The sequence below is a fragment of the Ensifer sp. GW101-20A05 genome, from assembly GCF_059424735.1.
The window spans coordinates 18,507-35,284 of sequence record NZ_JBWKZT010000006.1; the positions used below are offsets into that span (position 1 = coordinate 18,507).

Here is a 16,778-nt window from a genome sequence, read left to right on the forward strand (position 1 = left end):
GGGTAGTGTGGTGGTGCCCCATGCCGGGGTCGAACCAGCACTCCTTTCGGAACTCGATTTTGAGTCGAGCGCGTCTACCAATTCCGCCAATGGGGCTCAGGGAAGTGCGATATCAGCGGCTCGGATTTACACGAAGGTTTTCGCTGCGGTCAACCATCATTTTCAGGATGGCCCGATGACAATCACGAAAGCGTGCGGACCTGTCGCGGCTACCGCGATTTACAGGGCGCGCGATCCTGCCTAAGAAGGCGCCATCCAGTTTGCACTGCGGCATGTGTCGGTTCCGAGCTGCCGCCCGCGAGGTATAGATGATCGACACCGCCACCCAATCCCGCCAGCACCTGCTGATCGCCATTGTCGTGACACTTGGCATGGCGGCAACTGTCGGCGGGGCGCTCGGCTTCGAGCATATTGGCGGCTATATCCCCTGCGCGCTCTGCCTGTTGCAGCGCGATCCCTACTATTGGGGCATCCCGGTCGGCATTCTCGCCATCATCACCAGCGCGCTGAAACTGCCGGTGTGGCTGACCCGCACGCTGCTCGCCATCGTCGGCATCCTGATGCTCGTCGGCGCCGGCATGGGCGTCTACCACTCGGGCGCGGAATGGCACTTCTGGGAAGGCCCCTCCACCTGCGCGACGACGGCACAGGGCGTGTCGTCGAATGTCGGCGATCTGCTTGGAGATCTCGATTCGAAGCACGGTCCGTCCTGCACGGAGGCCGCATTGCGGGTGCTCGGCCTTTCCTTCGCCGGGTGGAACGTGATCGCCAGCCTCATCCTCGCAGCGATCGCCCTGCGCGGCGCTGCAAAGGCGCGCTGATCTCCCTGGGCGGACTCAGGAATGCGGACACTTTCGCGCCGTAACCACCCGACACGGGTTGGCGAAGGCACGCACCTGTCCTGATCCCGCTCTGGGGCTTGATCCGGCAAGAAGGCACGAACAGCGTCAGGGCTGCAGTTCGACGTCCCAGTAGAGATAGTCCATCCAGCTTTCATGCAGATGGTTCGGCGGAAAGAGCCGACCGTTGTTGTGCAGGTCCTGTACCGTCGGCTGGAAGGGCCTCTGGTGCGGGAACATGCCGGCCTGCTTCGGCAGCTTGCTGCCCTTGCGCAGATTGCAGGGGGAGCAGGCTGCGACGACGTTGTCCCAGGTCGTCTGGCCGCCGTGAGCGCGGGGCACCACGTGATCGAAGGTGAGATCGTCGGGCGAACCGCAATACTGGCATTCGAATTTATCGCGCAGGAACACGTTGAACCGGGTGAAGGCCGGGTGGCGCGAGGGCTGCACGTAGCTCTTGAGGCAAACGACGCTCGGCAGTCGCATCGAGAAACTCGGAGACGACACCGAATGTTCGTACTCGGCAAGGATGTTTACACGGTCAAGGAAGACGGCCTTGATCGCGTCCTGCCAGGACCAAAGCGACAAGGGGTAGTAACTAAGCGGCCGATAGTCAGCGTTCAAGACGAGCGCTGGTAAGGCCTGAGGTGAGACTGCAATCGTCAAGCGTATTCTCCTGATCGATTCGGCATCTGCACCTTCTATATTAGGCCCGTTGCAACAGGATTGTGAAGCCGGAAACAAAAATGCATGCGCTGGATTCGCTTTTTCCTTCAAGGTGTCACAGGAACAGCATCTCGGCGCATTTCCTGTGCATAATAGGCCCAGAAGAGCCGCGCAGCGACACTGCGCCAGGGCGACCAGGAGGCGGCAAGCGAATCAATTTCGCGTGCGGTCGGGCGCAATTCGAGGCCCAGCCCGTGGCCGATCGCGTTCTGCAAGGCGACGTCGCCAGAGGGGAAGACATCCGGGTGGCCGGCGCAAAACAGCAGATAGACCTCCGCCGTCCAGCGTCCCACGCCCTTGATCGCCGTCAGGTCCCGGATCGCCTCGGTCGCTTCGGCGTCGCAGATCGCATCGAGATCGATCTCGCCGCCCACCACCACATCGGCGACGCGACGCAATGCATCCGCCTTGGCGCGGGAGAGGCCGATGACGCGGCAGTCCTCATCGCTGAGCGAAATCACCCCTGATGCCGTCACCTCGCCGAGCCTCTCTTCCATCCGCCGCCAGATCGCCGCAGCGCTTGCCTTCGAGACCATCTGCGAGACGATGATGCTGGCGAGGCCTCGGTAACCGGGATTGGTTCGGCGGAGCGGCACGGGCCCGGCCCTGGCGACCACGTACTCCAGACGCGCATCGAGCATCACCAGACCGGAAAGCCCGGCTTCGATATCCTCATGTGTCCGGATGATCCGCATGACGCCTCCACAAAGCGGATGATTTTTATACGCCTTCCATGGCAAAGGGAAAGGATGCCAGACACGCCACCCGTTTTCCGCTTTGCCCCCAGCCCGAACGGCCTGCTTCACCTCGGCCATGCGCTTTCCGCGGTGCTGAACCACGACATGGCGAAGGCCGCGAACGGCCGTTTCCTGCTGCGCATCGAGGATATCGACCAGACCCGTTGCCGCCCGGAATTCGAGGCAGCGATCTCCAGGGATCTCGCCTGGCTCGGCTTGGACTGGGAGCGCCCCGTGCGCCGCCAGTCGGACCATTTCGGCGCCTATGCGTCGGCGCTTGAACGGTTGAATGAACTCGGCGTGGTCTACCCCTCGATCATGACCCGCGGCGAGATCAAGGCCGCCGTCGCAGAAGCCGAAGCCGGCGGCCGGACCTGGCCGCGCGATCCGGATGGCAGCCCGCTCTATCCCGGACGCGAGCGCACCTATTCGACCGGTGAGCGAACGGCCATGCTTGAGAGTGGCAGAGCCTATGCCTTGCGGCTCGACATGCAGAAAGCGATCAATCTCCTAGGCAACGCCCGCCTCACCTGGAGCGAGAGCGGTGCCGGGCCGGCGGGCGAAACCGGCATCATTGCTGCCAACCCCGCCGCCTGGGGCGACGTCATCCTGTCGCGCTCCGATGCACCGTCAAGCTACCATCTGTCCGTCGTGACAGATGATGCGCTGCAGGGCATTACCCACGTGGTGCGCGGCCGCGATCTCTATCACGCAACCTCCGTGCACCGGCTGCTGCAGCGGCTTCTCGACCTGCCGGAGCCGCTCTATCATCACCACCGGCTGATACTTGGGCCGGATGGCCGCAAGCTCTCCAAGAGCAACCAGGATACCGGCATTGCGGCATTCCGTGCCGCCGGCCGCACCCCGGAAGAGGTCCGGGCCCTAGTCGTTTAGGTCCTCGTCTTCGCGGCCCGCATCGGTGCCGCTGCGGAACTGGAAGCTGCGCCGCACCATGCGTTTGACCCGGTATTTCAGGATTGCCGCGTTGATCTCGGCGCCGATGATGAAGATCGCCGCGATCATGTAGAGGAACACGAGCACGATCATGATCGACGCCAGGCCCGCATAGGTCGAGACATAGGTGGCGAAGGTCGCGAGATAGGAGGCGAAGGCATAGGCGCCGATCGTCCAGCAGACGAGCGTCAGCACGATGCCGGGGAGCACGTCGACCACCTTGCGGTGACCGTCCGGCAGCCAGAGATGCGACACGAGCAGCCCACCGGTCAACATGATCAGGGCGAGCGGCAGGCTCCAGTTGTCGACTGTCGCCAGCACACCGCCGAGCCACGGCCACCATTCCCCGGTGTAACGCACCGCCAGCGGCACCGCGACCAGCAGGATGCTGAGCGCCGCAAGGATCAGCACGCCGGCGAGCACGAAGCCGAGGCTCGCTAACCGGGTCATGTACCAGTAACGGCTCTCGCTGACGCGATAGGCGCGGTTCAGCGAGACGCGCAGCGCTTCCACGCCGTTGGAGGCAAAATAGGCCGCGGCAAGAACGGAAATGGTCAAAAGCCCGCCGCGCGGGATCGTCAGCACCCGCACGATCTCGTCGGCGACAGGCTTGGCGATCGATTCGGGCCAGGCGTCGAAGATCAGGTGTACGGCCGTTTCGGCAAATTGATCAGCGCCGAGAAAGCTGCCGAGTGCTGTGCCGAAGATTAGAAAGGGAAAGACGGCAAGCAGCGACGACAGAGCCACATGGCTCGCCATCGCCCAACCGTCATCGAGGCTGAAATGCCAGAGCGCATCGAATACGACTTTCCAGGTGATGCGTATGAATGCTGGCATTCCATTCCAATCCTACAGGGCTCCACGACCGCGTACTCCCGCGCTGTCGTCCCGGTGCCGTTTCCTTGGCTTCACACGATCCCAACGGCGACAACGCTGGCGGGTTCCGGCTTGCGCAATTCAATTGTATCCCGCCGATGAATATGGGAAACGGAGGCAGGATTTCTACAGGAATCGATCGGATGACTGATCGCCCCACAATCATTGTCACCGGATGTTCGTCCGGGATCGGCGCCTACTGTGCGCGCGCGCTCCATGCCGACGGCTGGCGTGTCTTTGCCACCGTGCGCCGGGAAGAAGACCGCCAGTCCCTTGAAGCTGAGGGCATCGAGACCTTCCTGATGGACTATACCAAGCCGGAAACCATCGCCGCCCTGGCAGACACGGTGCTGGCGCTTTCCAGCGGACGCATCGACGCGCTGTTCAACAACGGCGCCTATGGCCAGGCCGGTGCCGTCGAGGACCTGCCGACCGAAGCGCTTAGGCTTCAGCTCGAGACCAACGTCATCGGCTGGCATGACCTGACGCGGCGGGTGATTCCGTCGATGCGGGCGCGTGGCAGCGGCCGCATCGTGCAGTGCTCCTCCATCCTCGGCATCGTTCCCTATCGCTGGCGCGGCGCCTACAACGCATCCAAGTTTGCGATCGAGGGCCTGTCGCTCACGCTCAAGATGGAGCTTGCCGGCAGCGGCATCGAGGTGAGCCTCATTGAGCCCGGACCGATCGCGTCCAAGTTCACGACCAATGCCGTTGCCTATATCGAGCGTTTCATCGACCTCAAGAATTCGGTGCACCGTATCGAATACGAACGACAGATGCGGCGCCTGAAGGGCGAAGGCAAACCCGCGCCCGGCAAGCTCGGCCCGGATGCGGTTTATGCGGTTTTGAAGCACGCGCTGACAGCAAAGAAACCAAAACCGCACTATATTGTAACAAGGCCCGCCAGGCAGGGCGCGCTTCTGAAAAAGCTCCTGCCGGCAGCGTTGTTTTATCGCATCATCGGCCGACTTGGCTGAGTAAAAATGCAAGGAAGAATACGATGTCTAGTTTCTTCACCGGCCTGACCCTGTTCGTCATGGGCTTGGTCGCCATAGTTTTGCTCCGCGGCCTCTTGAACATGATGAGGGGCGGCAGCGCCAGCAAATCCAACAAGCTGATGCAGGCCCGCGTGCTGCTGCAAGCGATCGCGATCGTCCTGATCATGGTAACGCTGTGGGTCACCGGCGGCGGCCGCCCGACCTAGATGACGCAATTCCGGACGGAAAGCCGTTTCACACCTTTCCTGGAATTGCTCTAGAGGACCGTGACGACAGATGGTGAAGCTCAACAAGATCTACACCCGGACGGGTGACAACGGCACCACCGGGCTTGTTGCAGGTCCGCGCCGCCTCAAGAGCGACCTTCGGGTCGATGCCTATGGCGCGGTGGATGAATCCAACGCCTTCGTCGGCTTGGCGCGGCAGCACACGGCCGACATCCCGGCGCTCGACGACGCGCTGATGCGGATCCAGAACGATCTCTTCGATCTTGGCGCCGATCTCGCGACGCCCGACACCGGCGAACCGCCGCAATACGAACCGCTCCGGATCGTCACAGCGCAGGTAACCTGGCTGGAGACCGAAATCGACCGGCTGAATGCCGAGCTCGAACCCTTGCGCTCCTTCGTGCTTCCAGCCGGCAGTCCTGCCTCAGCGATGTTGCATGTCGCCCGCACCGTCGCGCGGCGGGCCGAGCGGCAGATGGTAGCGCTCGCCAATGTCGAAGGAGAGATCGTCAGCAAAGAGGCGATCGCCTATATCAACCGGCTCTCCGATTTCCTGTTTGTCGCGGCGCGTTCGGCAAATGACAAAGGTCAAGCCGACGTCCTTTGGATTCCCGGAAAAAACAGATAACGTCCGCTTCCGCATCGTTCCCAAGCCGGATTCGGATTGAGGAACCGTGGCATGGAACGACGCTTCGGGAGAGAGCATGTTCATACCGCTTCACGATACGAACACCCTGAAGCACATCAAGGTCCAGTACGTCACGATCAGCCTGATCGTCGTCAACATCGTCGTCTGGCTGATCACCGGGCCGATCGCCTCGGAAGAGTTCGCCAATGCCGCAATCCTCGGCTTCGGCTATATCCCGGCGCTCATCTTCGACTATGCCCAACTCGATCCGTCACTGATCATCGTTCCCGACGGCTTCACCTTCATCACCTATTCCTTCCTGCATGGCGACTTCATGCATCTGGCGATGAACATGCTGTTCCTCTGGGTGTTCGGCGACAATGTCGAAGACGCGCTCGGGCACTTCCGCTACCTCGCCTTCTATCTGCTCTGCGCCGCCGCGGGGGCGCTTGCACATGGGCTTCTCGATCCGGCCTCAGAGGCACCGCTGATCGGCGCATCCGGCGCGATCTCCGGCGTCGTTGCCGCCTACTTCCTGCTGCATCCGAAGGTGCGCGTCTGGGTTCTGGTGTTCTTCCGCATCCCGCTGCCGCTTCCCGCGGCCATTCCGCTGGCCCTCTGGATTGGCCAGCAATTCTTCATGCTGGTCGTCGATCCTGGCAGCGGCGTTTCCTGGAGCGCCCATGTCGGCGGCATCGTCGCCGGCCTCATCCTGGTGGTCATTTTGCGACGCCGCGACGTACCGCTTTTCGACCGCACCATCGTTACGCCACGCGCCGTCCGCCACAAGGCGGAACCGGTCACGGCCGGGCAGCAGCCGGCTCCGGATGCGACAAAACCGCCGATGCCCTGGGGACGCCAGACCTGAGCGGAGCCCGGCCTTTTCCGCCCAATGAACGCGGATCGGGCGGTTTTTCAAGGACTTGCCTGCCCCCGGCCCCGCATTGACGACCTGTAAAAGACTGGCCTCGGAACCCGCTTGCCATCCGCTTATCTTACGTGTACGTAAACGTCATTCCAATTCTCGGGATTATATCGATTTAGCGCCATGCACAGCGATTGTAATTGGAGAAAAAACGCGTATCGATGTCGCCAACCGACAATCAGGCGGCTCCGTTAAGGCGCATTTTCCTGCGAAAGCTCTTGGAGGGAAGAATCCATGAAAATACTTGTGACGGTGAAGCGGGTGGTTGACTACAACGTCAAGATCCGCGTGAAGGCAGACGGTTCGGGCGTCGAGCTCGCGAACGTGAAGATGTCGATGAACCCCTTCGACGAAATCTCGGTCGAAGAAGCGCTGCGGCTGAAGGAAGCCGGCAAGGCGGAGGAAGTCGTCGTCGTTTCCGTTGGTCCGGCCAAGGCCGAAGAGACGCTACGCACGGCCCTTGCCATGGGCGCCGACCGCGCCATCCTGGTTGAGACCGAAGACCAGGTCGAGCCGCTCACTGTGGCCAAGATCGTCAAGGGCGTCGCCGAAGCCGAACAGCCGGGCCTGATCATCGTCGGCAAGCAGGCGATCGACGACGATTCGAACCAGACCGGCCAGATGCTGTCGGCTCTGCTCGGCTGGGCCCAGGGCACCTTTGCCTCCAAGGTCGAGATCGGCGATGGCAAGGCAACCGTGACCCGCGAAGTCGACGGCGGTCTGCAGACCATCGACATCAAGCTGCCGGCAGTTGTCACCACCGACCTGCGCCTCAACGAACCGCGCTACGCCTCGCTGCCCAACATCATGAAGGCGAAGAAGAAGCCGCTCGACAAGAAGACCCCTGCGGACTTCGGCGTCGACACCGCTGCCCGCCTCAAAGTGCTGAAGACCGAGGAGCCGTCGGGCCGCAAGGCCGGCATCAAGGTCAAGTCGGTCGCCGAGCTCGTCGAAAAGCTCAAGACCGAAGCCGGCGTGCTCTGATTTAAGGAAGGGAGATATCATCATGGCCATTCTTCTTCTGGCTGACCACGACAGCAACCACCTTTCCGACCAGACCGCCAAGGCGCTGACCGCCGCCTCCAAGATCGGCGGCGATGTGCATGTGCTGGTCGCCGGTAGCGGCGCCAAGGCAGCGGCCGAACAGGCATCGAAGCTTGCCGGGGTATCCAAGGTGCTCGTCGCCGACGATGCCTCGCTTGCCAACAACCTCGCAGAGCCGCTGGCAGCCCTGATCGTTTCGCTCGCCGGCAACTACGACACCATCGTCGCAGCGGCGACCTCGGTCGGCAAGAACGTCATGCCGCGCGTCGCAGCGCTGCTCGACGTCGCCCAGGTCTCGGAAATCATCGAAGTGGTCTCTTCCGACACCTTCAAGCGCCCGATCTATGCCGGCAACGCCATCCAGACGGTGCAGACGACGGAAGCCAAGCGCGTCATCACCGTGCGCACCGCCTCCTTCGCCTCTGCCGCTGAAGGCGGTTCGGCTGCGATCGAAAGTGTCGCGGCTGCCGCCAACCCGGGTGTCTCCAGCTTCGTCGCCGACGCCCTGTCGTCGTCCGACCGTCCGGAGCTGACCTCGGCCAAGATCATCATCTCCGGTGGTCGTGCGCTCGGTTCCTCGGAGAAGTTCCAGGAAGTCATCCTGCCGGTTGCCGACAAGCTCGGTGCTGCCGTCGGCGCCTCGCGCGCTGCCGTCGATGCCGGCTACGCGCCGAACGACTGGCAGGTCGGTCAGACCGGCAAGGTGGTCGCACCTGATCTCTATATCGCCTGCGGCATCTCCGGTGCCATCCAGCACCTCGCCGGCATGAAGGACTCGAAGGTCATCGTCGCGATCAACAAGGACGAAGAGGCACCGATTTTCCAGGTCGCCGACTACGGCCTGGTTGCCGATCTCTTCGAAGCGCTGCCTGAGTTGCAGAAGGCCCTGTAACCACGGCAAGAGCCGCCCGCCGCCACCCATGAAAAGGGCTGGCAAAAGCGTGGACTTGGCATTAACAATCTACCGGGCCGGCCAAACCGGCCCGGTTTGCGTGTCTGATGGCGGCCTCACCGCCAAACCTTTGAAGATGGATGTTCGCCGCGATGATCAAGACTGTCGGAATTATTGGTGCCGGGCAAATGGGCTGTGGCATCGCGCATGTTTCGGCAATCGCCGGATACAAGGTGCAGATCTACGATCTTGCCGCTGAACGGATCGAAGCGGGCCTTGCCACCATCAACGGCAACCTCGCCCGCCAGGTATCGTCCGGCAAGATGACCGACGAGGCCCGCAAAGCCGCCTTGGCCCTGATCAAGGGCTCATCCGACATCAACGACCTGTCGCAGGCCGACCTCGTCATCGAAGCCGTCACCGAAGACGAGACGATCAAGCGCAAGATTTACGGCCAGGTTTGTCCGATCCTGAAGCCGGAAGCGATCCTGGCGACCAACACCTCTTCTCTGTCGATCACCCGTCTGGCCTCGGCCACCGATCGTCCCGAGCATTTCATGGGCATCCACTTCATGAACCCGGTTCCGGTCATGAAGCTGGTCGAGCTCGTGCGTGGCATCGCCACTGACGAGCTGACCTTCAAGACCGCCAAGGAGTTCGTTGCGACGCTCGACAAGACCGTAACGGTCGCCGAAGATTTCCCGGCCTTCATCGTCAACCGCATCCTGCTGCCGATGATCAACGAGGCGATCTACACGCTTTACGAAGGCGTCGGCAGCGTCGAGGCCATCGACACGGCGATGAAGCTTGGCGCCAACCATCCGATGGGCCCGCTGCAGCTCGCCGACTTCATCGGCCTCGACACCTGCCTGTCGATCATGCAGGTGCTCTATGACGGCCTGGCGGATTCGAAGTATCGCCCCTGCCCGCTGCTGGTGAAATACGTCGAGGCAGGCTGGCTCGGCCGCAAATCCGGCCGCGGCTTCTACGACTACCGCGGCGAGATTCCGGTTCCGACCCGCTAACTTGTCGTCAAAGGCAAAGAAAAACCCGGCGATCCGCCGGGTTTTTGTTTTGTGCACCTACCGATCCCGCCTCAGCTACCGACTGCCGGGGCGACAGCGGCGCTGATCAGCGCCTTGGCATCATCGCTGTCCCAGGCGGCCGGGCCGTTCATCGAGCCGATGAGGCAGCCCTTGTCATCGAGCAGCAAGGTCGCCGGCAGGCCGAAGGCAAGGCCTTCCTTCTTCATGTTGTTGAAGACGCCCATGGAGGCGTCGCGGTAGTAGCCAAGGTCGTGCACGGCGGTATCGTCGAGGAACGCCTTCGGCTTCTCGTCGTCGCCGACGTCGATGTTGATCGCCACCACCTCGAACTTGTCGCTGCCGAGCGACTTCTGCAGTGTGTTGAGCGCCGGCATTTCCTCGCGGCACGGCACGCACCAGGTGGCCCAGAGGTTGACGAGCAGGGTCTTGCCGGCAAAGGCCGAGACATTGGTCGGCTTGCCATCCGGACCGTTGAAGTCGAGCGCGATCGGCCGCGGCGACGAAGCCGGCGACATGGCGGCGACATGACCCTTCATGAACGGCGTCAGCGACGCGACCTTGGCTGATGTCAGCGGGCAGCTGGTGCTGGCCGTTTCAGTCGCCTCACCATTGCCAGACCCCGTCTCCTTCACGTATACCGCTGCCGCACCGACGATCACGCCAAACAGGGCGGCGAGCGCGAACAGTTTCACGGCCGGGGGGGATTTCTTCTGGTCGGGCATTTCATTCTCCAAGGCGGGCATTCTTCATGGCTGACGGCAATTCCGAGACGAAATCCTCCAACCAAATGTGGGGCGGTCGCTTTGCCTCGGGTCCGGACGCGATCATGGAGGAGATAAATGCCTCGATCGGCTTCGACAAGAAGCTCTATGCCCAGGACATCCGCGGCTCAATAGCGCATGCGACGATGCTGGCGCATCAAGGCATCATTTCGACTGAAGACAAAGACAAAATCGTTCACGGCCTCAACACGATCCTGTCAGAGATCGAAAGCGGCCAGTTCGAGTTCTCGCGCCGCCTCGAAGACATCCACATGAACATCGAAGCGCGGCTTGCGACACTGATCGGTCCCTCCGCCGGTCGCCTGCACACCGCCCGCTCGCGCAACGACCAGGTGGCGCTCGACTTCCGCCTCTGGGTCAAGGAAGAGCTGCAGCGGACTGAGAAGGCGCTGACGGCGCTGATCGCCGCCTTCCTCGACCGTGCCGAGGAACATGCCGATACCGTCATGCCGGGCTTCACACACCTGCAGACCGCGCAGCCGGTCACCTTTGGCCACCATTGCATGGCCTACGTGGAAATGTTCGGCCGCGACCGCTCGCGCGTGCGCCACGCCATCGAGCATATGGACGAAAGCCCGATCGGTGCTGCCGCACTCGCCGGCACCGGCTTCCCGATCGACCGGCACATGACCGCCAAGGCGCTCGGCTTCGCCGGCCCGACCCGCAACTCGATCGACACCGTGTCCGACCGTGACTTCGCGCTCGAATTCCTGTCGATGGCATCGATCACGGCCACGCACCTGTCGCGCCTCGCCGAAGAGATCGTCATCTGGTCGACCCCGCAATTCGGCTTCATCCGCCTGTCCGATGCGTTTTCGACCGGCTCCTCGATCATGCCGCAGAAGAAGAACCCCGATGCCGCCGAACTGGTGCGCGCCAAGACCGGCCGCATCAACGGTTCGCTGGTAGCACTTCTGACGGTCATGAAGGGCCTGCCGCTCGCCTATTCCAAGGACATGCAGGAAGACAAGGAACAGGTCTTCGATGCCGCCGAGAGCCTCGAGCTGGCGATTGCCGCCATGACCGGCATGGTGCGCGACATGACTGTTCGCACCGACCGCATGAAGGCGGCCGCCGGCTCCGGCTATTCGACCGCGACCGATCTTGCCGATTGGCTGGTGCGCGAGGCGGGCCTGCCCTTCCGCGACGCCCACCACGTCACGGGCCGGGCCGTAGCACTTGCCGAACAGAAGGCCTGCGATCTGGCGGATCTCTCGCTTGCCGACCTGCAATCGATCCACGCCGACATCACCGAGAAGGTCTTCGACGTTCTGACGGTCGAGGCTTCGGTTGCCAGCCGCACCTCCTTCGGTGGCACTGCGCCCAACGAGGTTCGCAAACAGATCGCCTGGTGGCGCGCCCGAAACTAAGGGATGAGCGAAGGTGTGGGCGGCCTCCGCCCGCAAATTCAGGGTGCACAAGCGCCGGAAAAATCGATAAGACATCGCACCAGCATCAGTCCCGCGAAGGAAAATAACGATGACATTCACGAAGGCGGCCCGGCTTGCGCTCCTGCTGGCGATCCCCGGGCTGGTTCTTGTCGGTTGCGGACGCAAGGGCGATCTCGACCGCCCCGGTTCGACGGCGCCGATCAACACCAAGGCGCCCGCCGGCACCGTCGAGCAGAAGGAAAAACCGGACGACCGTCCTTTCCTGCTCGATCCCCTCCTCTAGATCCGCTCATCGTTTCCAACGAACCGTTGAATTGATCTAACTCTTTGAAATTACGCAATTCCGGACGAAAAACCGCTTCATACTCTCCTGGAATTGCGCAAAAGCCGAGCTGCAGCCCGTGAACCACTTCCAGTACCGCGACGGAATCCTCTACGCTGAAGACGTGCCGGTCACCGACATCGCGCGCGCCGTCGGCACGCCTTTCTATTGCTATTCGACCGCCACGCTCGAGCGCCACTACACGGTCTTTTCCAAGGCCTTCGCCGATGTGGACGCGATGGTCTGCTATGCGATGAAGGCCAACTCGAACCAGGCGGTGCTGAAGACGCTCGGTCGCCTGGGCGCCGGCGTCGACGTCGTCTCGGGCGGCGAACTGCGCCGCGCCCTTGCAGCCGGCATTCCCGCAAGCCGGATCATGTTCTCCGGCGTCGGCAAGACGCCGCAGGAAATGGACCTGGCGCTGGACGCCGGCATCTATTGCTTCAACGTCGAGTCCGAGCCGGAACTCGAAGTCTTGAACCAGCGCGCCGTGCGCGCCGGCAAGCGCGCCCATGTCTCCTTCCGCATCAACCCTGACGTCGACGCGAAGACCCACGCCAAGATCTCGACGGGCAAGAAGGAAAACAAGTTCGGCATTTCCTGGGAGCGCGCCCGCGCCGTCTATGCCCATGCCGCCACGCTGCCCGGCATCCAGGTCACCGGCATCGACATGCATATCGGCAGCCAGATCACCGAACTGCAGCCCTTCGACGACGCCTTCAAGCTGCTGCGCGAGCTGGTCGACACGCTGCGCTCCGATGGCCACTCGATCGACCACGTCGACATCGGCGGGGGCTTGGGCATTCCCTACAAGGACGACAACAACCCCCCGCCGCTGCCCGATGCCTATGCGGAAATCGTCAAGAGCCAGCTGCAGTCGCTCGGCTGCAAGATCGTCACCGAACCGGGCCGGCTGATCGTCGGAAATGCCGGCATCCTCGTGACCGAAGTGATCTACGTGAAGGATGGCGGCGACAAGACCTTCGTCATCGTCGACGGCGCGATGAACGACCTCATCCGCCCGACGCTTTATGAGGCCTATCACGAGATCCGCCCTGTTCGCATCTCCGCCGCCAACGCCCCGCGCATCCGTGCCGACGTCGTCGGGCCCGTCTGCGAAACCGGCGACTACCTAGCGCTCGATCGCGAGATGGCGATGCCGAAGCCCGGCGATCTCTTCGCCATCAGCTCGGCAGGTGCCTATGGCGCCGTCCAGGCCAGCACCTACAATTCCCGTCTGCTGATCCCTGAAGTTCTGGTCAAGGGCGACCGCTTCCACGTCGTTCGTCCGCGTCAGGATTATGATGCCCTGATCGGCCTCGATTCGGTTCCGGACTGGCTCGCCTGAGGCGATCCGCACCAACGACGACAATCTGTGGATCGGCCACCCGGGCGATCACGATTCTGTTTGCGCCCTCGTCTTCGCCACAAAGGATGGTATCCTGAAGGCCAGCGGAATAAGCTAAGCTGCGCCGTCTCCGGCCGCATCTCGCTTTACGATATAGGGTCAGCCACGAGCGTTGACGGGCGACCGAAAGGAAACTTGGGCGGATGACGCAATTCCGGCAGGATGAAACGCCACAACCGAAGCCGTTTTCGAGAACCCTGGCACTGAAGAGATGGCTGGCGCGCTCGGTGCTGGTCGCCGAACAGCTTCTGCCGCGCACCCTCCTGCCCGGTTCTATCGTTCTTCTATTTCTCGCCTGCGCTTGGCTCGGCTTCTTCCGCGTGGCACCGTTCTGGCTGCATGCCGCAGCCCTCTTTGCCTTCGCCATCGGTTTTCTCGCATCGCTGTTTCCGCTGACGCGGATCCGTTTGCCCGGAAATGTCGACGCGGACCGCATGCTGGAAGAGCGCAACGCCCTGCCCCACCAGGCGATCCGCGTCCAGGACGATCGGCCGGCAACCGACAATCCACTGGGCGAGGCGCTGTGGCGCGAGCACCAGGCCCGCATGGCACGGATGATCGGCGCGCTCGAGACGGGGCTTCCGCGTCCTGATATCGCCCGACACGATCCTTTTGCCCTGCGTGCCGTACCGGTGCTTCTCGCCTGTGTCGCCTTCGCCTATTCCTATTCCAACCGCGCCGGCCTGCTCAGCGACGCGCTGCGCCTGCCGCAGGCTGCGGTCGAAACGGCCGATATCCGCATCGATGCCTGGGTGACGCCACCCGCCTATACCGGCCGTGCCCCGATTTTCCTCACCGGAAAGCCGGAGGCCGTATCGGCTGCGGAGGACACCGGGGCCATTACCACCCCGCAATTCAGCGACCTGACGGTCCGTGTCACCGGGGCCGGACCGGACCAGATCGTCCGGTTTGCGGAAAGCGGCGCGGCCAAGGCAACCGCCATTCCGGCGGTCGGCGAGAAAGCCGGGGAAACGAAGCCCAAGCCGAAGGTGGGCGAGGCCGGGCCCAAGGTCGCCGAAATGGCTGCGCCCGAGCCTGCCCGCAACCCGAATGCCGTGCGCAACCATGTCTACAAGATCGTCAAGGACGGCGAGCTCGTCGTCGGGGATCGGCGCTGGGCTTTCAAGATCATTCCGGATGGTGTGCCGCAGATCTCCTTCGACGGCATTCCTCGTCCGACCGTCAATGCGGCGCTGGAAATCACCTTCGCTGCAACGGATGATTACGGCATCGCTCAGGCCTGGGCCGAGATCCAGCCACTCGACGAAGCCGCAGAGGGGGCTCGCCCGCTCTATCCGTTGCCGGAATACCGGCTCGACCTGCCGCGCCGCAACGCGCGCGAAGCCAAGGGCACGACCAGCCGAAACCTCAGCGAACATCCGCTTGCCGGCAAGCGCGTGAAGGTCACACTCGTCGCCCGCGACGCCGCAGGCCAGGAGGGCCGCAGCCCGCCGCATGAAATGATCCTGCCCGCCCGCCAGTTCATCCAGCCGCTCGCCGGCGCGGTCGCCGAGCAACGCCAGGTCTTCGCCCTCAATGCCAACGACCTGCCGCGCGCGCTCGACCTCAACGATGCCGTTGCTTCGCTTGCCGAGGACTGGATCCCCAACCTCACGCATTTCCTGCTGCTGAAATCGGCTCGCACGCGCATGGCCCTTGCCTACAACGAAGACATGCTGCGTGACGCCGCCGGATACCTATGGGAGATCGCGCTCGGCATCGAAGATGGCGACCTGTCACTCGCCGAGCGGCGCCTGCGCGACGCACAGCAGGCGCTCTCGGACGCGCTGGAGCGCAATGCGTCCGACCAGGAAATCGCCAAGCTGATGCAGGAGCTGCGCCAGGCCATGCAGGAGTACATGCAGGCCCTCGCCCAGCAGGCGGCGAAAGACCCGCGCATGGCCGGCAAGATGAACCCGAACAACATCCTGCGCCAGCAGGACCTCGAAAGGATGATGAACCAGATCGAGAACCTGGCGCGCTCCGGCGCGCGCGATCAGGCACGCCAGTTGCTGTCGGAACTGCAGCGGATGATGAACAATCTGCAGGCCGGCCGCGGCCAGCAGCAGATGGGCCAGCAGAACGATGCCATGAGTCAGCAGATCGAGAAGCTCGGCAAATTGCTGCAGGATCAACAAAAGCTCATGGACGAGACCTTCAAGCTCGACCAGGCGCAGCGCGACCGGATGCAGCGCGGCGACCCGTTGCAGGGCGAGGATAACGAGCTCTTCGGTCAGGAGATGCCGCAGGATCCGGAACAGCGCGGCGATCCGAATGGCCAGCCCAACCCGCTCGACGAGATGACCGCCGAACAGCTGAAGGATGCGCTCAAGCAGTTGAAGCAGCAGCAAGACGCGCTTGGCAAGCAGCTCGGAGAACTCAACAAGAGCCTCGAAAACATGGGCATCAAGCCGGGCAAGGGTTTCGGCGAAGCCCAGCGGGAAATGGACGGAGCCTCCGGCGCGCTTGGCAAGGGCCAGGGCGAACAGGCGGTGGGCAATCAAGGCCGTGCGCTACAGGCGCTGCGCCAAGGCGCCCAGGACATGATGAACCAGATGCAGAGCCAGGGTCAGGGCCCCGGCATGGGCGTCCCGCAATTCGGCCAGAACGGCCGCGACCCGCTTGGCAGGCCCCAGAACAACCGCGGTCCGGAATTTGGTGACCACGTGAAGGTGCCCGAGGAATTTGACACGCAACGCGCCCGCCAGATCCTCGAAGAGATCCGCCGCCGGCTTGGAGATAACCTGTCGCCGGAGGCCGAGCGGCAATATCTCGAGCGCCTGCTCGACATGCAATGAGCCCGTAGCTGGTTCGGGCCAGCCGATCCGATATTCCGGTCCTCGCGAGGCGCAGCGTTGCGGCGCCTAGAGCAATTCCAGGAAAAGTGCGAAACGGTTTTCCGTGCGGAATTGCGTAATTTCAAAGACTTAGGTCATTTCAGTGTTTCGATGAAACAATGAAATGATCTAGCCTCAAGCCCACG

At 62.8% G+C, this 16,778-nt stretch carries 17 protein-coding genes and 1 tRNA gene; 13 read left to right on the top strand and 5 right to left on the bottom strand.

Features of this window, described 5'->3' with window-relative positions; genetic code table 11:
* Nucleotides 1–11: 11 nt before the first annotated feature.
* Nucleotides 12–96 (bottom strand) — tRNA-Leu (locus AC070A_RS16560).
* 212 nt (nucleotides 97–308) lie between these two features.
* On the opposite strand from AC070A_RS16560, the gene AC070A_RS16565 reads away from it, so the two are divergent.
* Entirely contained in the window at nucleotides 309–821 is a 513-nt protein-coding gene (locus AC070A_RS16565; RefSeq protein ID WP_058323913.1) for a disulfide bond formation protein B, read from the top strand.
* Between the two features lie 126 nt (nucleotides 822–947).
* Here AC070A_RS16565 and AC070A_RS16570 read toward each other — a convergent pair whose 3' ends face one another.
* The gene (locus AC070A_RS16570) at nucleotides 948–1,505 is read right to left on the bottom strand and encodes an HNH endonuclease (protein WP_034797858.1); all 558 of its coding nucleotides are present in this window, start codon (nucleotides 1,503–1,505) and stop codon (nucleotides 948–950) included.
* 107 nt (nucleotides 1,506–1,612) lie between these two features.
* Nucleotides 1,613–2,260 (bottom strand): DNA-3-methyladenine glycosylase family protein, encoded by a 648-nt coding sequence (locus tag AC070A_RS16575; protein WP_065377258.1) that lies wholly within the window; start codon nucleotides 2,258–2,260, stop codon nucleotides 1,613–1,615.
* A gap of 54 nt (nucleotides 2,261–2,314) precedes the next feature.
* On the opposite strand from AC070A_RS16575, the gene gluQRS reads away from it, so the two are divergent.
* Entirely contained in the window at nucleotides 2,315–3,196 is an 882-nt protein-coding gene (gene gluQRS, locus AC070A_RS16580) for a tRNA glutamyl-Q(34) synthetase GluQRS (protein ID WP_255571285.1), read from the top strand.
* On the opposite strand, the gene AC070A_RS16585 is transcribed toward gluQRS, so the two are convergent.
* A complete protein-coding gene (locus AC070A_RS16585) occupies nucleotides 3,185–4,093 on the bottom strand; it encodes a YihY/virulence factor BrkB family protein (RefSeq protein ID WP_057254778.1) in 909 nt (302 codons plus the stop codon). The two genes, gluQRS and AC070A_RS16585, sit on opposite strands and share 12 nt — an antisense overlap.
* 182 nt (nucleotides 4,094–4,275) lie before the next feature.
* On the opposite strand from AC070A_RS16585, the gene AC070A_RS16590 reads away from it, so the two are divergent.
* The 7 genes from AC070A_RS16590 to AC070A_RS16620 all read left to right on the top strand — a co-directional run bounded on the left by AC070A_RS16590 (nucleotide 4,276) and on the right by AC070A_RS16620 (nucleotide 9,871).
* Nucleotides 4,276–5,109, top strand: a complete 834-nt coding sequence (locus AC070A_RS16590) for an SDR family oxidoreductase (protein ID WP_113737120.1) — start codon at nucleotides 4,276–4,278, stop codon at nucleotides 5,107–5,109.
* Nucleotides 5,110–5,132: 23 nt separating this feature from the next.
* Nucleotides 5,133–5,336 (top strand): twin transmembrane helix small protein, encoded by a 204-nt coding sequence (locus tag AC070A_RS16595; protein ID WP_057254776.1) that lies wholly within the window; start codon nucleotides 5,133–5,135, stop codon nucleotides 5,334–5,336.
* Nucleotides 5,337–5,406: 70 nt separating this feature from the next.
* Complete coding sequence (locus AC070A_RS16600) at nucleotides 5,407–5,985, top strand: cob(I)yrinic acid a,c-diamide adenosyltransferase (RefSeq protein ID WP_058323911.1); 579 nt, start codon at nucleotides 5,407–5,409, stop codon at nucleotides 5,983–5,985.
* A gap of 76 nt (nucleotides 5,986–6,061) precedes the next feature.
* Entirely contained in the window at nucleotides 6,062–6,853 is a 792-nt protein-coding gene (locus AC070A_RS16605; RefSeq protein WP_057254774.1) for a rhomboid family intramembrane serine protease, read from the top strand.
* A 291-nt stretch (nucleotides 6,854–7,144) separates the two neighbouring features.
* Nucleotides 7,145–7,894 (top strand): electron transfer flavoprotein subunit beta/FixA family protein, encoded by a 750-nt coding sequence (locus AC070A_RS16610; RefSeq protein WP_057254773.1) that lies wholly within the window; start codon nucleotides 7,145–7,147, stop codon nucleotides 7,892–7,894.
* A 22-nt stretch (nucleotides 7,895–7,916) separates the two neighbouring features.
* The gene (locus tag AC070A_RS16615) at nucleotides 7,917–8,846 is read left to right on the top strand and encodes an electron transfer flavoprotein subunit alpha/FixB family protein (protein WP_057254772.1); all 930 of its coding nucleotides are present in this window, start codon (nucleotides 7,917–7,919) and stop codon (nucleotides 8,844–8,846) included.
* 152 nt (nucleotides 8,847–8,998) lie between these two features.
* Entirely contained in the window at nucleotides 8,999–9,871 is an 873-nt protein-coding gene (locus AC070A_RS16620; RefSeq protein WP_057254841.1) for a 3-hydroxybutyryl-CoA dehydrogenase, read from the top strand.
* Between the two features lie 71 nt (nucleotides 9,872–9,942).
* Here the strand turns inward: AC070A_RS16620 and tlpA are convergent, their stop codons facing one another.
* A complete protein-coding gene (gene tlpA, locus AC070A_RS16625) occupies nucleotides 9,943–10,614 on the bottom strand; it encodes a thiol:disulfide interchange protein TlpA (protein WP_113479386.1) in 672 nt (223 codons plus the stop codon).
* A gap of 26 nt (nucleotides 10,615–10,640) precedes the next feature.
* Here tlpA and argH point away from each other — a divergent pair, with 26 nt between their 5' ends.
* From argH to AC070A_RS16645, 4 genes are all read left to right on the top strand, one after another.
* The gene (gene argH, locus AC070A_RS16630) at nucleotides 10,641–12,044 is read left to right on the top strand and encodes an argininosuccinate lyase (protein WP_057254770.1); all 1,404 of its coding nucleotides are present in this window, start codon (nucleotides 10,641–10,643) and stop codon (nucleotides 12,042–12,044) included.
* 109 nt (nucleotides 12,045–12,153) lie between these two features.
* Nucleotides 12,154–12,348: an LPS translocon maturation chaperone LptM gene (lptM, locus tag AC070A_RS16635; protein WP_057254769.1), complete on the top strand. Its 195-nt coding sequence runs from the start codon at nucleotides 12,154–12,156 to the stop codon at nucleotides 12,346–12,348.
* A 118-nt stretch (nucleotides 12,349–12,466) separates the two neighbouring features.
* A complete protein-coding gene (gene lysA / locus AC070A_RS16640; RefSeq protein WP_057254768.1) occupies nucleotides 12,467–13,735 on the top strand; it encodes a diaminopimelate decarboxylase in 1,269 nt (422 codons plus the stop codon).
* Nucleotides 13,736–13,938: 203 nt separating this feature from the next.
* On the top strand, nucleotides 13,939–16,593 hold the full coding sequence (locus AC070A_RS16645; RefSeq protein WP_113479387.1) for a TIGR02302 family protein: 2,655 nt from the start codon (nucleotides 13,939–13,941) through the stop codon (nucleotides 16,591–16,593).
* The last annotated feature ends 185 nt before the right edge of the window (nucleotides 16,594–16,778 follow it).

Coding starts and splice junctions, on each gene's coding strand:
- AC070A_RS16565 (WP_058323913.1), top strand. CDS start 309: ATGATCGACACCGCCACCCAATCCCGCCAGCACCTGCTGATCGCCATT.
- AC070A_RS16575 (WP_065377258.1), bottom strand. CDS start 2,260: ATGCGGATCATCCGGACACATGAGGATATCGAAGCCGGGCTTTCCGGT.
- gluQRS (WP_255571285.1), top strand. CDS start 2,315: ATGCCAGACACGCCACCCGTTTTCCGCTTTGCCCCCAGCCCGAACGGC.
- AC070A_RS16585 (WP_057254778.1), bottom strand. CDS start 4,093: ATGCCAGCATTCATACGCATCACCTGGAAAGTCGTATTCGATGCGCTC.
- AC070A_RS16590 (WP_113737120.1), top strand. CDS start 4,276: ATGACTGATCGCCCCACAATCATTGTCACCGGATGTTCGTCCGGGATC.
- AC070A_RS16595 (WP_057254776.1), top strand. CDS start 5,133: ATGTCTAGTTTCTTCACCGGCCTGACCCTGTTCGTCATGGGCTTGGTC.
- AC070A_RS16600 (WP_058323911.1), top strand. CDS start 5,407: ATGGTGAAGCTCAACAAGATCTACACCCGGACGGGTGACAACGGCACC.
- AC070A_RS16605 (WP_057254774.1), top strand. CDS start 6,062: ATGTTCATACCGCTTCACGATACGAACACCCTGAAGCACATCAAGGTC.
- AC070A_RS16610 (WP_057254773.1), top strand. CDS start 7,145: ATGAAAATACTTGTGACGGTGAAGCGGGTGGTTGACTACAACGTCAAG.
- AC070A_RS16615 (WP_057254772.1), top strand. CDS start 7,917: ATGGCCATTCTTCTTCTGGCTGACCACGACAGCAACCACCTTTCCGAC.
- AC070A_RS16620 (WP_057254841.1), top strand. CDS start 8,999: ATGATCAAGACTGTCGGAATTATTGGTGCCGGGCAAATGGGCTGTGGC.
- tlpA (WP_113479386.1), bottom strand. CDS start 10,614: ATGCCCGACCAGAAGAAATCCCCCCCGGCCGTGAAACTGTTCGCGCTC.
- argH (WP_057254770.1), top strand. CDS start 10,641: ATGGCTGACGGCAATTCCGAGACGAAATCCTCCAACCAAATGTGGGGC.
- lptM (WP_057254769.1), top strand. CDS start 12,154: ATGACATTCACGAAGGCGGCCCGGCTTGCGCTCCTGCTGGCGATCCCC.
- AC070A_RS16645 (WP_113479387.1), top strand. CDS start 13,939: ATGACGCAATTCCGGCAGGATGAAACGCCACAACCGAAGCCGTTTTCG.